Origin of the sequence: Limosilactobacillus panis DSM 6035 (genome assembly GCF_001435935.1) — a bacterium.
Taxonomy (GTDB): Bacteria; Bacillota; Bacilli; order Lactobacillales; family Lactobacillaceae; genus Limosilactobacillus; species Limosilactobacillus panis.
Genome location: NZ_AZGM01000040.1, coordinates 1 through 14,769, shown reverse-complemented (window position 1 = coordinate 14,769; position 14,769 = coordinate 1). Strand labels below are relative to the sequence as shown.

The window sequence follows — 14,769 nt, the reverse complement described above, 5'->3', positions numbered from 1 at the left end:
GTTTACTTGGCGGCGATTCTGATTCGCCTGAAATAAAGTTTTCAGACGGACCCTAATGAAACGTGCAATGTTGATTGGCCCCATCGGTTGTGGTAAGACCACGCTAATGCAACGACTTAAGAATGAAAAAATTCAGTATGACAAGACCCAGACACTGGAGTTTTCGGCTAATTTTATCGATACTCCCGGTGAGTACATGGAGCACCACAATATGATGCGCTACCTGCGGACAACGTCAACTGACGCCGACATTGTGGTCCTCTTGCAGAGTGCGACTGACCGCCGCCTCATCTACCCGGCCGGCTTCTGTTCTGCCTTTCCTAAGCCAACTTTAGGTCTGGTGACCAAGATAGATAAGGCCACGGCTGATGATATTGAGTACTCCCGCAAATTACTGCTCACCGCGGGCGTCAAGAAAGTCATCCCCATCTCATCAATGACGGGGCAAAACATTGACCAAGTACGAGAAGCACTAAAGAACGACTAGTGGATGTCGGAAAAGGTCGCCCGTCCTTACACAAGTAGGAAATAATAAAGACCGGTGAAGGCGGTTGTCCTTCATCGGTCTTTTAGTTCTCCGAATATTATACAGTAATCGCGGAAAAAAAGCGTGCTCCTAGTGTCTAGCGCCGCGAAGCAAGTCCATTGATTACGGCGCTGGCTCATTCAGTGGCAGCGAATGCCCTATACTAGCCAAAGACGCACTCTGATGCTTTTCCCAGCTTCATTTGAATCTTAACTAAATCGTAGTAGCCATTGGTTTAAAAGAAACCGTGGCAACCAGCCCAAGTCCCTTAGCGTATCGCGTTAAAGTACTAAAACTAGGGATTGAGGACATGTTTTCAATTTTCGCTAGTTGTGGTTGGCTCATTCCAATACGGTTGGCAAGCTCAACCTGCGAGATTCCTTTCTTGACCCTTTGAGCGTGCAAGTAAGCAAGACTCTCAATAGCAGTCATTTCATCCGACTTAATTGAAGTAAGATTACTCTTCATATCGTTCCACGTTGCCATCATCATTTCCCCTTTCTTTCCAACCAATCATCTAACCGATCTAATGCTTCTTCAATTTCACGTGGGTCTGTTTTATTCTGCTTCTTCTTATAGTGACTAAGAATCACAAATCGATTTTGATTCCAACTTGCGTAGAAGAACCTTTCTGGCATGGGTCTTAGTTCCATCAATGGATGACGATATCCCTTCAGGAATTTAGCTTGGGGTTCATGCATTTGATTCCCCAACTGGGATAACAGCTCTAGTTGGTACACCAACTTTGTCAAAACCTGATGATCTTGTTTTTGGTTACTTTTGTCAAGGTGCTCTATATACTCTCCAACATCTGAGTAACCGGTTTTATCTTCATAAAAGTCAATTTGATACATAAATATAATCCTTGAATTATAATCTATTTGCTATACTTTTATCATATAGCAAATAGATTATAATTACAATCAAAATCACCTTACACAGTCACTTACTGGCGCTAATTACTCTTTTCATCCTACCAATCGACAAAGAACCTAAGAAAAAGGCCCACGTCCGAAGACATGAGCTCACTCAACACCCTACTTGGCATCTAGTCCCTTAATGAAGTCATTCAGGGCGTTATCTAATTCCGTCATTACATCGTGGTTAATCAACCGGTCGTTGGCGTCAAAGTCCTGTTGAACATTGCCAATCGTAATGAACGCGTTCATCACGTCCATCCCCATGTAGCGCAGCATCTGCTGGATATGGGCATTGGCGTTCGCCCCACCACGGCTCCCCGACGAGTCCGTCACCAGCAAGACCGGCTTGTGATAAATGTGGGGACGCGGTGAAGGTACCGAGACAACGTCAATCGCATTCTTTAACCCACCCGGGATTGAGAAATTGTATTCCTGGGTGACGATAAGGAGCGCATCCATCTTATCGATTACCTTCCGGAAAACCTGCCACTCTAACGGCGGCTTCTTTTCTAGGTCCGGGTTATACAGCGGCAAAATGTCATAATTGACCTGGACGAATTTGACCGCCGGTGACCGCGTCATTAAATGATTAGCAATTTTTTGACTATAAGAATGTTTACTAAGGCTCCCGACCAGGACGCCAATATTTACCATCCTATCACTTCCTTACTCACAGTAGAGCGGCAATGTGCTCCAGCACCCGGCTATTAAAAATAATATAGAGGCCGGCGCAAAAATATATAATTCTTGTACAATAACTGCCGTACTTTTCCAAAACAAAGGTCAATGGTCGCAGGTTTGATATCAACTTTATCAGGTAGATGGAAATGACCGAGCTCACTAAAAACACGACCGTGATGAGCAGGATTGCTGACATATGCAGGGGCCCCGCCCAGGGAATATAAATTGCCAGATTATCGCCACCGAGGCTCAGGCAAAGTAAAAATATTTTAAGGATACCGTTCTTGGTCTCCTGGACCTCCTGATCATCTGAACGGAAGGCGAGGTACAAGAGGACAAAGCCCATCAGGCCCGTAATCCAGTCGGGGAAGATGGTCGTGATGGTCTTGCCGAGCACCACCCCAATTATCCATAGAACCGTTTCCGCCAAGATAAAGCCAACCATTGGCGTGAGGATGCGGTAACGACGAATGACAAACAGCAAGGCGATGAAGGTATCAATATTAATGCCCACATAGACCATAATGATTGCTAACATGCTCATTAACCGCACCATCCCCTGTCCTGAGAAATATTAATCACTTAAGCAATTGCTGCGTAAAGCTTTAACCAGCCCGTCGTTTACGTTTAGCTGCTTTTTAGCGTACGAATCAAAGTCACCGTATAAGTACTTAATTGCCGCCATAGCGAAGTCATAATAAAGTGGGCGAACCGTTGAAATGTCGAAAATTGATTTTAGGTATTCGGGAGCAACACTAACCTGGCGGGCCTCACTCATTCGCTGGTTAACCCGCACGGCCGACAATTCATTTGTCAGTAAGTAATCCTGGCGAATTGCCCTTGGCGTGACCCCCAGAAGGTGGAGGACGATCATTGCCGCAATTCCGGTACGGTCCTTACCCGTGGAGCAGTGAAACAGGATACCGCCATTAGGCAGGGCGGTGGCTAGGGCCGTTAGGAAGCGGTGGTAGGACTGCTGGGCTTCCGGTGAGGCCACCAGTCGGAGGTAAAGGCGGAGCATGTGTTCAAAGCCGGCCTGGGGATTGTTCACGGGGCCTTTGAAGACCCGTTTTCGCACGACCGCATCCCCCATTCTTTCCTGGAGGATGGGTGCCCGGATGGCCTTCATCGTGGGTAGGAGGCGGTCCGGATACTGGTGAACTTCTGCGGTGGTCCGCAGGTCAATAATCGTCCGTACACCGTAATCATAAAGGGCTCGCTGGTCCTTATAAGTAAGGTCCGACAGGTAACCACTCCGGATAAGTTGATGTTTCTTTACCATTGTCCCGTCGACAGTTGGGTAGCCACCAAGGTCACGAATATTGACGCCGTTAGCAATGTTAAGTTCTTTACTCATAATTATCCCTAATTTCTGTGAAAAATAAGGCTGGAAAATTGTAATTCTCCAGCCCCATTTTTAATTTCAATCACTTTTTCGGTAACACGTTAAGGCACCCTAAGATTAGTAGGAGGCTTCGCACATGATTGAAACACTATGTCCTTGTTATTTCAGGAATGTCGAATCCCAGTAAGTCATGCAACTTAGTGATGACATTCTTTAGAGCTGATTCGACTTCTGCAACCTCTCCAACGATTACTACTGAGCCGCTGAACCGATCTATAAACCCAAGAGTAACGCTGCTCGACTTCGTAGCAATATCGCCAGCAATGATTGACGCCTCGCTTGGCGTAATGGTCAAAATTCCTAACGCATTCTTTGGCGTTTGAATCCCCAGCTTCTCGTAAATGTCGGGAGTAGGATTGGCGACAATATGTGCCAACGTTACCTGTTTACCAGGAACATATTCCTGGATTGTACGCTCAATATTACGACTCATGAATATCCATCCCCATTACAGTATAGTATTAGCGAATAACAGCTTCATATACTTTCTTCAAATCTTCATCAGTTGGGTCAACTGGGTTTGTTGGGAATGTTGCATCCTTCTTAGCGTTAGCAACAACTGTGTCAGCAGCTGCATAAGCGTCCTTAGGGTCAACACCAAAGTCCTTCAAGGTCATTGGGCAATCCATTTGACGAGCCATTTGACGAATCTTACCAATCATCCGTTGAACGGCCAACTTGTCACCGACACTTGGTGCAGCAATTCCTGCCTTCTTAGCAGCAACAGCGACCTTGTGCATTGCTGTCTTCGAATTGGAAGTGTTGTAAGCAACAACATATGGGAGAAGCATCGTGTTAGCCAAGCCATGAGGAACATGGAAGTTAGCACCGATTTGGTGAGCAATTGAGTGGCAAATCCCTAAGCCGGCGTTGTTAAAGGCAGTCCCGGCAATATTTGATGCTTCGTGGACGATCTTCCGTGCCTTGGTGTTGTCACCGTGTTGGTAACATTCTACCAAGCAGTGGGTAATAACATCAATTGCTTCTTCGGCTAAGGCGTCAGAGAACAGCGTTGCGTTAGTGGCAACCAATGCTTCCAGGGCATGGGTCAAAACGTCCATACCAGAGAATGCAGTAACGCTCTTTGGTGCCGTCATGACTAATTCTGGGTCCAGAAGAGCAATATCTGGAGTTAAGTAGTCTTCCAAAATTGGAATCTTCCGCTTTGCCTCAGTATCAGAAACAACGGCTGTGTTAGTAACTTCAGAACCAGTACCACTAGTTGTTGGAACAGCAATAAAGCACTTGATGTCTAACTTACCGATCTTCTCACCAAAGAACCGGATAGCCTTAGCAGTATCGATGGCGGAACCACCACCAATAGCAACCATAATTGTTGGCCGTAACTTCAGGAATTGTTGGATCCCTTCCATGATGTTGGTCAGCGGTGGATCTGGCTTAACGTCAGAGAATTCTTCACACTTGTTAGAAGGATCAATTTCGTCTTCAATCTTCTTTAGTGTTGGTGTACCTGGCAGAAAGGCATCACATACCATCAAAATACTTTCATTTTTAAATTCATTAAGCTTATCTAAGCTATCAGTACCCGAGTAAATCCGGGTTGGCATACTATATTTTTCCATAAGTTGCCTCCAAAATTAATTCAGCGATAAAGAGAATTTACGTTTGCTTTACTGTTACTTAGTTTCCTTAAGGAATGCAGCAACAGCGGCTTCACAAATGGCTTCGTCTTCTTCAACAAGACCACCGCTAACGCCAATTGAACCAATCATCTTGCCATCAATAACCAACGGAATCCCGCCAGCAAATGATGCCAGACGACCATCGAGCATGGTTTCCATTTGATACAGACCTGCACCTGGTTGGATATCGGGGCTAATATCCTTAGTTGGTTCCTTCATTGCTAAGGCCGACCATGCTTTCTTTGGAGCAAGCGTACAACTTACTAAGTTAGCATTTGGCATGTGGTAGCTCATTTGAAGAACTTGATTATTCTTCATGATGGCAATTGTTACACCAACGCCAATTTCATTGGCCTTGTCAACAGCTGCATCAATCACACGTTCCATCTTGTGACGATCAAACATTGCATAAAGTGAGCTTTCCTTAATTGTTCCAGATACGTTTGTTGAAGAACTGCTCTTACTTTGAGTTTCACTCATAATGTTACGAATAACTTTTTTAAGTTGATCTTCATCCATTGTTTAACGCACATCCTTTGAAGCCTGATAAAGTTGATAAATCTTGAGTACTTTATCAGTTAATTTATTTACATAATCCTCATAGTCTTCTTCACGAGCTATGACATAAAGAAAGTCAGATAAGCGGTTAATATAGCGTTCCAATTCTGGACGGAAACTTACTGTCCGTGACAGTTTTACAAAGTTCCGTTCAGCACGACGGCATACCGTCCGACAAATATGAAGCTGTGCCCCAGCAACACTAGCTCCCGGCAAAATGAAGCTGTGTACTTTAGGCAGTTTGGCTAAATACTCATCTATAACATGCTCTAATTGGTGAGTATCATTATCGGTAATCAGCTTGCTGTGTTTGGCAAAGGTCTCAACATTTTCTGTCGCAATCTCACCTTGCAAGAAGAACATCTTATATTCTATGGTTTGCAAAAGTTTCTTATTTTCTGGATTTTGGCAAAACTTATCTGCCAAACTAATATTGGCATTTAGTTCATCAAACGTCCCGTAAGTATCAACACGCAACGAGTCCTTTTCGACCCTTGCACCATCAAACAAGCTTGTCTTACCTTTGTCACCACCTTTTGTGTAAATAGCCATTACGATTCCTCCATTTTCTATTTATCAAAACGATCAATTATTCCGACAATTGCACAATCAGTGACGTCTTCTGGACTCTTATTAGCCCCTTTATCGGCGCGTCGAGCACCAGCACCTCTAACGACTAATACATATTCACCAATTCCGGAATTGACATAGTCAGCAGCCACTTCCTCATGACGAATATTCTTCCTGTCGGAATCAACTGGTTGCACAATCATCAACTTTTTTCCAATTAATGATGGATCTTTTTGTGTGGAAACAACGCTTCCCACTACTTTAGCCATATACAATCTTCTTCAGTCCTAACTTTAACTGTAATATTTTTATACCGACAAATATCCTTTGCTTCATCAGTAAGAAATTGTTTGTAGTACTTAACAAGAATTGAATTGTCTGGAAAAGCCGCAATTTCGCCTCTTGAAATGATTCGGCCACGACTTGCAATCAATGGTGACTTGTCACCAACAACAAATATGATTGGCCAGTCTAGAACCATCATTCTTGGGATAAAGCTAACCATCTGTTTATCAATCTTAATAAAGAAACGCACACCGTATTTAATCCCCTGTAGAATCCAAGCTACCCAAGGATTATCATTTTTCATTGAGTACAAATCAGCGATAAAGCTAATTGAAGTATCCTCAAGAATGACTTTCTCGTGATTAATAAAGGTTTGCTCATCGGGTGGGTTTATCTGCTGGTCAAAAGTGACGGTTGTTTCACTGTTCTGCCGTTCTTTCAACCGTTGTATAACCTCTTCTATTAGGTCATCCATCAACACACCCCCTAGAGTTTCTTTACAAGATTGGGAGTGGGAAGAAGCTATCACATATGATTTCATCTTCCCACCCCCGCATAGTAGGCAAGTATTCCGAATGTTAGCTTACTGGTGTTCAGAACCCTGCCAGCCAATGCACCTGTGATAATTCACTTAGAATTATTCAGCGTCGTCGTTAACCTTTGGCAAAATCTTTTCAACTTCATCGTGTGGACGTGGGATTACGTAAGATGATACAACTTCACCAACGTTTTCAGCTGCTTGAACACCAGCGTCAACGGCAGCCTTAACGGCACCAACATCACCACGGATCATAACAGTTACCAATCCACTACCAATCTTTTCTTGTCCAGTCATTTGAACGTTAGCAGCCTTTACCATTTGATCGGCAGCTTCGATTGATGCAACTAAGCCCCGAGTTTCGATCATTCCTAATGCGTTATTCATAATAAATTCCTCCTATTTTTTTAATTCCTTGTAGTGAATGCACTTCTTGTGTGGCTCGCCAAGTTTTCTTGGACACTTAGGATCACCACAAAGATTACAAGTTGCTTTTTGACTATCCTGATTCTTATCACTGCCATCGTCAGCATCAGCAGAGTCCTTAGTTGATGTCTCCGTTGCTGACTCAGAAGGCGTTGAATCTGTTACTGGCTTTTCCGCTTCTTCTACCGGAGTGGTAGGTGAAGCAGGCTTTGCTTCCTTCACAGGTTCTTCCTTAATTGGCGGTTCCTTAGCACTGTCCTTTTTCTTTAGGAACAGGGCAATGTCGGTATTCCCTAACCTGTCAGTTCCCTTTGCTGGACTACCAAGAACCGTTGATGTGACATAGACCTTAGGCATTGTTTCCTTAATCGTTTCAACTGCAACTGACACAGCAGAAATATCACCAGAAACCTTTACGGTAACCCAGTCAATGCCCATGTTCTGGTGGATGCCTTCTAGCTTAACATTCGCTGTCTTGAGCATCCGGTCGGCAGCAACAAGCGCACCAGATAATCCATCACATTCTACAAATCCTAAAGATTGCATCATATAAAATCACCTGTTCATCTTGTTCCTTTGCCTTTATACGTAATTCCCTTAAATGGAATTCCCTTGACGAGACGGGCAGCATTTGAACCCAGATCACGTAACTGTTGACGATCAGTAATCACTTCATCAAACAATGGCTGGTCTTCCTTAAGGTTCTTATAGTGAACGATAAAACGATTGCCATCATTGGCAATTCCTACTGACAGCCGTGAACTCAAGGCCGATTGGTAAGCCCGCTGAACAACATCGGCAACATCAATTTCACGCGTTGCCGATGGAATCTGTTCTTCTTCGATTCCGTTAAAGAGCGGCTTCATATCGGAAGTAACACTGGCACCTGGTTGTAGGCCGAAAATAATTGCCGGACGATCAGTTGCATCAGTTCTCATGCTGCTTCCTTCTTTCCTCTCCATACCGTAGTACTAATCCAGTAGCAACAGCGTTCCGTGGACCTTCGACACCTCGAACGTTTCCTCGACCAGCAACAAGGTTATAGTGAGCAAGTTCATCCGTAACCAGTTGTGGAATTTCAAAGTCAAGGGCGGAACCACCAACGATAACAACATATGGGATATCCCGGATATTACCAGTTGGACTAACAATCCGTAAGGCCCGAATAGCATTTGTTACAAAGACACGTTTCTTAGCGGATTGTCGAATCATCTTAACCTTTTCAATGCTTGGATTTCCTGGAATTGGTTCGTATCCTTCCGGCTTAATAACAACAACTCGGGCAAATAGTCCTGAATCCAGTGGCTTATCAAAGAATTGAACTGAGCCATCCTCATGACGAATCTGGAACAGGTTCTCAACCTTTGCTAGTGGATAACGTTTAATGTCTTCAGCTAGGTATGGATCTTCAAGCCCTAACTCGGAGTTGATAATCATTGTTACCATGTCACCGGCACCAGCCAGGTGAATAGCAACCGTCTTGTTCTCCTTATTAATAATTGAAGCATCGGTCGAACCAGCACCGAGGTCAAGGATAGCAATTGGCTTTGTGGTCCCTGGAGTAGTCAGCGCCCCACGGATGGCAGATTCAACTTCTGCCCCACCAATTTCAACCTTTGTGTGGAATTCCTGTTCGATTAACTTGGCAATCATTTCCATTTGTAGGTGGTCTGACTTAACCATTGCCGCAATCCCAACCGCTGATTCGTTTGAGAATTCACCAGCAAGTCCACCCCGGACCTTAACAGGTACTTGGGTGTCAACCGCCAGCAAATCTTGAATTGCAATATCCTTGTTTTGCTTGCCAGTTAAGTCGGCCATTGTCTGACGGACTTTCTCAAGCATTCCGCCAACATTAGTACCCGACTCACCAGTGATATCCTGAATCGACCGGAAATCGGAAACAGTATCCATAATTTTGTCGGATCCGGCAGCAACATCAACGTCTTCATGCTCACCATTCGTGCCAGTGATGTTAATCTTACCTGCAGGAATTACCCGCGCTTTAACATCCCCAGCTGGGGTCTTAATAACCACTGCGGAACGGTTACCAATCAATGCCCGTGAAATAGGCACGATATTCTTCGTTTCCTCTGGCGTCAAGCTGAACAGCGTTGCAATACCATAAGGGTTAGACAGTTGTGAAATTACTTGTCCAGGCCCGGCAACCTCAACCGCTGCCAGCATGTTAAGAGGAACCTTGTCAATCATGGCAACTTCATCGACAATTGGAATCATCTTATTTAACCGATTATCAATTAAAACACCATCATCGTTTTGCAAGATTGCCGCTGTAATCTTATAACCAGCTGCAACGTAAGCATTAATTAACTTAGCAGCATCTTCAAAGTCGACCTGCTTTGGAACAACCACAATGTATGGCTTGCTCTTATCAGTCTTATTAGCTAGCTCAAGAAGGGGGACGGTGTACCCTGCTCCAGTTCCGCGTCCACCAGGCGTATCAGGATTATGGCCAATCATCGTTGATTCCGTAACGATAGTTTCCGTAATGGTTTCCATCGCCACGTCACCAATAACTGGTGTTGCTTCGTTAATTCGGATTAAATCAATGTCATCGATTGAAAGATTAGACTTTTTCAATACTTGATTAATTGAATTCCGAATGCCGACAAGGTTCTGTTTAGTTCCTTTAATACCAGTAGTGGCCGCTATTCCAGAATTAATAACATTCACGTCACCATTGTCAGCAACATCGGCTAAGGCAACTTCCGTTGAAGAATTTCCAATATCAACACCAATAACTTTTTCCGTTGCCATAACTAAAACTCCCTACTCTATTTCAATACTAGTTGTCGCCCTTAAGCTTCTTCCGGCTTTCGTAGTACTTAGCGGCTTCTTCAAACCAAGCAGCACAGATTGGAGCGTTGTACTTGTTACGGAGTTCATCAGCAATATCAAGAAGATCTTGTTTGCTGGAACGGTATGGCCGTAAAGCATTGTACATTTGCAGTAACCGAGCATCTGGAACCTTAGTTAATTCAGCAGCCCGTTGGAAGTTCTTTTGAATAGCAGGACGACCAGCTGAAGCAGCAATTTCACCTTGCATCTTCAATGCCTCAGGGGTAATCCGCATTTCGTCACCCTTGATTTGGTCATTCTTAATACTATTTAGATTAATGTCGTCAAGGTTCTTGCCTGTTGGTGTTTTTACCAGGTTACGGTGCTTGCCATAAAGTGGGTAATCATTTCTGCCCATGTTATCCGGAACAGAAGTGGCCCCTGTCTTTGAACTAGCAGCACTGGTGGATTGCTCTCCAAGTTGCTGAGTTATCTTTTTAACTAAATCGTCAATTTCGCTCATTGTTCTGCCTCCCGTTAAAATGTTACCTTAATTTCTTCTTCAGGCTTACCAACAACTACTTGGTGGGTTTCCCGAATGTGCATAATGGCAGCAATTGCTTGGTAGTGAGCACGTGCTAAGGCATCGTTAACTGCTGGAACTGGTTCAGGAGTCTCGCCCTTAGCGTACATTGCCGCATTCTTACCAATTGCCCGGAATGTTTCTGGAGTCAAAACTGGAGCTTGTGGGAACAATTCCAAGTTACTCAGTGGGTCTTCATCCTTTTGGTGAATGATTGCCGTACCCTTGGATTGGATACCGACAGCAATTCCTGATCCAGATAGATGATCACCTTGGACAGCCATGAAACCAACATCTGAAGTCCGGTAGACTTTAACAACCCGTGCCTTAAGCCCTTCTTCTTCAATTCCGGCAATTACCTGACGAAGAACTTCCCTGTGGGGAACACCAGTCATCGTTTTATCAAGAACAGTTGCAAATGCTGGCCCAACAGCAATTACAACTTCATCCTTCGAGTAACCTGGCTTAGCCTCACCTACTGGTTGGAACCAGTCAACTTTCTTTTCAGGGACTGCTTTACTGTTAGCTTGTTGCTTAGTGGCAGTTGCTGTAGAACTATTTTTACCAAAATCAATTGGTGTATCGACATTCTTTGTTTGTGCTAGAACTTCTTGTACTATCTGTCGTACTAAGTTCTCATCAATATCAGCCATAAAAATACCTCCCACTTATTTCATTACAGTTTTAGATGTTCAGGATCAAGGGCCCATGGAAGAGCCTTAATCTTCTTCCATTCATCTTTATCTTCATATAGACGATAACCTGTACCTGGTCCTTGATAAGTGTTTGGATTGTTGACAGCTGAGTTAACGTTCCACTTGCTATCAAAGATTGATGAAGTTTGAAGGTAGTCACCGCAAACCTTTTGCTTTTGAAGGTCAAGGGTAGCTTGAGCAACTTCAGGATAACCATTATCAGCTAATGCCTTGATAAGGTCAATCGCAGTAATGCCACGGTCCATCATGTTTTGAGCAGCCTTCATATCTGCAACCATGTCACGCTTTGGCATATCATCATGAGTATTTGCATAGGTAGCAGCTTCAACTTCTTCATCAGTAATCTTAGGAAGGCCAAGGGCATCAAAGACAGCTTGAAGAGCCTTAGCAGCCTTGTTCCGGATCTTAATAACATCTTCTTCACTTACTGGGTGAATACCATAGTTTTGACCAAGGTCACGTTCCATGACGTACATATCATCATAGTCATTGACATCGGTGTTTGATCCGGCAAAGGTGTTATCATAGTTATCTTCGGCAGCGTATCCAGAACAAATGTAGTCAGTACCACCGATGAATTGACCCATAAACCGTTCAGTCCGCCGCATGTCTGATGCTGAGAATGTCTGGTCACAACCAGAAGCACATTCGATATCGCACATCATGCAAAGAAGGTTTTCACCAAGGACTTCACGTAAACCATTAGGAACGGCACCCGGCATCGAAATACAACTTACAGCACCGTTTTGCAGGCCTTGAACACCGGAACCCTTGGTAAGTAAGATACAACGAGCTTCAAGGTAAAGCATTGACTTACCTTCTGGGTAACCCATCAAGACTTCTGAACCGGCACCTGAAGTAAACCGCATCTTCAAACCACGTGATGCATAGCATGATGCCAAGAATCCTTTAGACCATGGAGTATCGTCACCATCGGTAAATACACGGTCAGTACCATAAACAGAAATGGTTTCGGCATAAGCAGTGAACCCACGCATTCCTAGTTGAAGTTCAGTAGCTTCTTCGACTGAACATTGGGTAAGAACACCTGGACGTCCAGTTTGTGAACCAACCAGAATCGAAATGGCGTTGAACGGTGCGTAACGAGCAACCGCAGTAGTAGTTTCTTGCTCTGGGAAGCCACGAAGAGCAGCTTCGGCAGCATCAGCAGCAATTTCTACTGGGTTATCAACAGTGTTGGTAACGTGACACTGGTTTGCTGGCTTGTACCGTGGACGCATCTTCTTAACACCCATAATCATTTCACCGAAGTCAAGCTTACTGATAACTTCTTCGGCTTTAGCTGGGGTTAAAGCAGAAGTGTACTTCAAGACTTCATCCCGTGATACGTTCGGATCAACAAGCATCCGTGCAATCTTGGTTGAATCAGTTGCCATAACCTTTTCAACGTTGTCAATATTGATGGCGTACTTTGCAATGTATAAGTCAATCAAATCAAAGTCTTCACGCTTCTTGCCATCCATTTCAGTGATGACACCATTTTCAACTTTGATACTTGGCTTAGGGTCATTAGGACCCATCATTGCAACAAATCCTTCATCTGGCCATTCATCAACGAATGTATCTTTATGAATCGGCCGCTTTTTCAATGCTTCAAATCGTTTTTGACGTTTCATAAAGTAGTTCCTCCTCTTAGAACTTACTACTTAATATAAGATGGGAAATCATTCTTCGGTTCGCTACTTGCGAGTTCGCCTAATAGCTTCAAACCAATTTCACGACCAGCCATTACCGCTTGACGAACGGCACCCGAGTCACCAGTAATGGTTAAACTACCTTCGTTTGAGAAGCTAGTACCATGACTTGGTGTACTGAATGCAATTGGCTCAACGCCAGCTGTCTTCAAAGCTTTATCAGCCATTACAAGACCAATTCCCGATGGGCATCCACAAATCAAACCAAATGCTTTGCCCTCAACAGCACCTAAACCAACACGGGCACAGTTAGAAGCACGTGCGGTGAACTGCAATTCAAGGTGGCCAGCAGGTGAGTTGTAAACATCGCCCATTGTCCGGTGAATGTTATCAAGCGCAACTTGAACCGCTTGACGAGCATCAGCAGGGTCGTCCCCACCAACAATAATCAAAGAACCATGGCCACCGCCACCCTTAGTATCACGTGGCCATTCAACGTCAATGGTGTCCATATTAGTTGCCTTGACACCTTCATCCATCGCCATGATTTGTGGACCGGCACCTGTCCGGTCACTAATAATTCCAAGTGTCTTGTACTGCTTATTAACGTGCAGCTTGTCTAATAATGCTTGGTCAACACTTGGGATAACTAACCCAATCGTGTCTCCCGCTTTGCTAGCACCGACAAACTCTGGAACAGTACTAGTAGAATTCAGAAAGTCATTCATATAAAATTGCCTCCTGACTATAAACAACTATCTAATATCAGGCCCCAACTCTGGGGTTTTCAACTATTCCTTGTGTGGCAAAATCTTTTCGATGTCTGCTTGCGGACGAGGAATTACATAGCTTGAATGTACTTCACCAATATTTTCAGCAGCTTGTACACCAGCTTCGACGGCAGCTTTAACGGCACCAACATCCCCACGTACCATAACTGTAACTAATCCGCGACCAATCTTTTCTTGACCAACTAAAGTAACATTAGCAGCCTTTACCATTGAATCGGCAGCTTCGATTGAAGCAACTAATCCCTTGGTTTCAATCAGTCCAAGTGCTTCTTGATCCATAAGAAAGCCTCCTAGCATAAAATCTAATAAGCGAAAGCGCTTACCACTTGATACATGTTCATTCTATAACATATTGGTTGTCCTATATTGTTGTCCCTAAACAACTAAATAGTGCAAAATAACAAAATAGAGCTAAAAATTATTCAATTAATCATAATTTTGTAATAAAATAGCGATATAGGATGTTATATTTTTTATCATGATAGGGGTTATAAATAATGCAAGAGGCTACTTTTTTACCAAAGGACACCAATACCATTCAAAAGTTAATCATTACATTTTCAACCTTAACGAACGTTGAATTATTTTTTTATTCAACAACTGAAACTTGAAAGCAAGAAAACTAGCCGGAGCTGCGTCAGCTTCGGCTTTTCTCAGCCTAAATTAGACTTTT

General features: G+C 43.8%; 21 protein-coding genes. 1 reads left to right on the top strand and 20 read right to left on the bottom strand.

What is annotated here, in order from left to right; translation table 11 throughout:
• Window positions 1–55: 55 nt before the first annotated feature.
• Complete coding sequence (locus FD32_RS03115; RefSeq protein WP_047768408.1) at window positions 56–487, top strand: EutP/PduV family microcompartment system protein; 432 nt, start codon at window positions 56–58, stop codon at window positions 485–487.
• Between the two features lie 252 nt (window positions 488–739).
• On the opposite strand, the gene FD32_RS03110 is transcribed toward FD32_RS03115, so the two are convergent.
• The 20 genes from FD32_RS03110 to FD32_RS03015 all read right to left on the bottom strand — a co-directional run bounded on the left by FD32_RS03110 (window position 740) and on the right by FD32_RS03015 (window position 14,375).
• Window positions 740–1,012, bottom strand: a complete 273-nt coding sequence (locus FD32_RS03110; protein WP_047768410.1) for a helix-turn-helix domain-containing protein — start codon at window positions 1,010–1,012, stop codon at window positions 740–742.
• Window positions 1,013–1,014: 2 nt separating this feature from the next.
• Window positions 1,015–1,380: a type II toxin-antitoxin system RelE/ParE family toxin gene (locus FD32_RS03105; RefSeq protein WP_047768412.1), complete on the bottom strand. Its 366-nt coding sequence runs from the start codon at window positions 1,378–1,380 to the stop codon at window positions 1,015–1,017.
• A gap of 183 nt (window positions 1,381–1,563) precedes the next feature.
• Window positions 1,564–2,100 carry an NADPH-dependent FMN reductase gene (locus tag FD32_RS03100; RefSeq protein ID WP_053003033.1) on the bottom strand — a complete coding sequence of 179 codons (537 nt, stop codon included), beginning with the start codon at window positions 2,098–2,100 and terminating at the stop codon, window positions 1,564–1,566.
• 16 nt (window positions 2,101–2,116) lie between these two features.
• Entirely contained in the window at window positions 2,117–2,671 is a 555-nt protein-coding gene (locus FD32_RS03095; RefSeq protein ID WP_047768414.1) for a cadmium resistance transporter, read from the bottom strand.
• A 30-nt stretch (window positions 2,672–2,701) separates the two neighbouring features.
• Window positions 2,702–3,484: a tyrosine-protein phosphatase gene (locus FD32_RS03090; RefSeq protein ID WP_047768416.1), complete on the bottom strand. Its 783-nt coding sequence runs from the start codon at window positions 3,482–3,484 to the stop codon at window positions 2,702–2,704.
• 136 nt (window positions 3,485–3,620) lie between these two features.
• The gene (locus tag FD32_RS03085) at window positions 3,621–3,965 is read right to left on the bottom strand and encodes a BMC domain-containing protein (protein ID WP_047768418.1); all 345 of its coding nucleotides are present in this window, start codon (window positions 3,963–3,965) and stop codon (window positions 3,621–3,623) included.
• Between the two features lie 28 nt (window positions 3,966–3,993).
• Window positions 3,994–5,115 (bottom strand): 1-propanol dehydrogenase PduQ, encoded by a 1,122-nt coding sequence (locus FD32_RS03080; protein ID WP_047768420.1) that lies wholly within the window; start codon window positions 5,113–5,115, stop codon window positions 3,994–3,996.
• Between the two features lie 54 nt (window positions 5,116–5,169).
• On the bottom strand, window positions 5,170–5,694 hold the full coding sequence (locus tag FD32_RS03075) for a GlcG/HbpS family heme-binding protein (RefSeq protein ID WP_053003036.1): 525 nt from the start codon (window positions 5,692–5,694) through the stop codon (window positions 5,170–5,172).
• Between the two features lie 3 nt (window positions 5,695–5,697).
• A complete protein-coding gene (locus FD32_RS03070; RefSeq protein ID WP_047768422.1) occupies window positions 5,698–6,285 on the bottom strand; it encodes a cob(I)yrinic acid a,c-diamide adenosyltransferase in 588 nt (195 codons plus the stop codon).
• Between the two features lie 17 nt (window positions 6,286–6,302).
• Window positions 6,303–6,572 carry a EutN/CcmL family microcompartment protein gene (locus tag FD32_RS03065; RefSeq protein ID WP_191980298.1) on the bottom strand — a complete coding sequence of 90 codons (270 nt, stop codon included), beginning with the start codon at window positions 6,570–6,572 and terminating at the stop codon, window positions 6,303–6,305.
• Entirely contained in the window at window positions 6,560–7,063 is a 504-nt protein-coding gene (gene pduM, locus FD32_RS03060) for a PduM family microcompartment protein (RefSeq protein WP_056962105.1), read from the bottom strand. Before pduM ends, FD32_RS03065 begins: the two co-directional genes overlap by 13 nt.
• 162 nt (window positions 7,064–7,225) lie before the next feature.
• Window positions 7,226–7,516: a BMC domain-containing protein gene (locus FD32_RS03055; protein WP_272946028.1), complete on the bottom strand. Its 291-nt coding sequence runs from the start codon at window positions 7,514–7,516 to the stop codon at window positions 7,226–7,228.
• A gap of 9 nt (window positions 7,517–7,525) precedes the next feature.
• Complete coding sequence (locus FD32_RS03050) at window positions 7,526–8,101, bottom strand: BMC domain-containing protein (RefSeq protein WP_235803747.1); 576 nt, start codon at window positions 8,099–8,101, stop codon at window positions 7,526–7,528.
• A 14-nt stretch (window positions 8,102–8,115) separates the two neighbouring features.
• Window positions 8,116–8,490 carry a glycerol dehydratase reactivase beta/small subunit family protein gene (locus tag FD32_RS03045; protein ID WP_235803746.1) on the bottom strand — a complete coding sequence of 125 codons (375 nt, stop codon included), beginning with the start codon at window positions 8,488–8,490 and terminating at the stop codon, window positions 8,116–8,118.
• The gene (locus tag FD32_RS03040; protein WP_047767751.1) at window positions 8,480–10,330 is read right to left on the bottom strand and encodes a diol dehydratase reactivase subunit alpha; all 1,851 of its coding nucleotides are present in this window, start codon (window positions 10,328–10,330) and stop codon (window positions 8,480–8,482) included. Before FD32_RS03040 ends, FD32_RS03045 begins: the two co-directional genes overlap by 11 nt.
• 28 nt (window positions 10,331–10,358) lie before the next feature.
• Window positions 10,359–10,874: a diol dehydratase small subunit gene (locus tag FD32_RS03035; RefSeq protein ID WP_047767749.1), complete on the bottom strand. Its 516-nt coding sequence runs from the start codon at window positions 10,872–10,874 to the stop codon at window positions 10,359–10,361.
• 14 nt (window positions 10,875–10,888) lie between these two features.
• Window positions 10,889–11,587 carry a propanediol/glycerol family dehydratase medium subunit gene (locus FD32_RS03030; RefSeq protein ID WP_047767747.1) on the bottom strand — a complete coding sequence of 233 codons (699 nt, stop codon included), beginning with the start codon at window positions 11,585–11,587 and terminating at the stop codon, window positions 10,889–10,891.
• 23 nt (window positions 11,588–11,610) lie between these two features.
• Window positions 11,611–13,287: a propanediol/glycerol family dehydratase large subunit gene (locus FD32_RS03025; protein WP_056962104.1), complete on the bottom strand. Its 1,677-nt coding sequence runs from the start codon at window positions 13,285–13,287 to the stop codon at window positions 11,611–11,613.
• A gap of 26 nt (window positions 13,288–13,313) precedes the next feature.
• A complete protein-coding gene (pduB, locus tag FD32_RS03020; RefSeq protein WP_047769528.1) occupies window positions 13,314–14,033 on the bottom strand; it encodes a propanediol utilization microcompartment protein PduB in 720 nt (239 codons plus the stop codon).
• Window positions 14,034–14,096: 63 nt separating this feature from the next.
• Window positions 14,097–14,375 (bottom strand): BMC domain-containing protein, encoded by a 279-nt coding sequence (locus FD32_RS03015; protein ID WP_047769530.1) that lies wholly within the window; start codon window positions 14,373–14,375, stop codon window positions 14,097–14,099.
• Window positions 14,376–14,769: the final 394 nt, after the last annotated feature.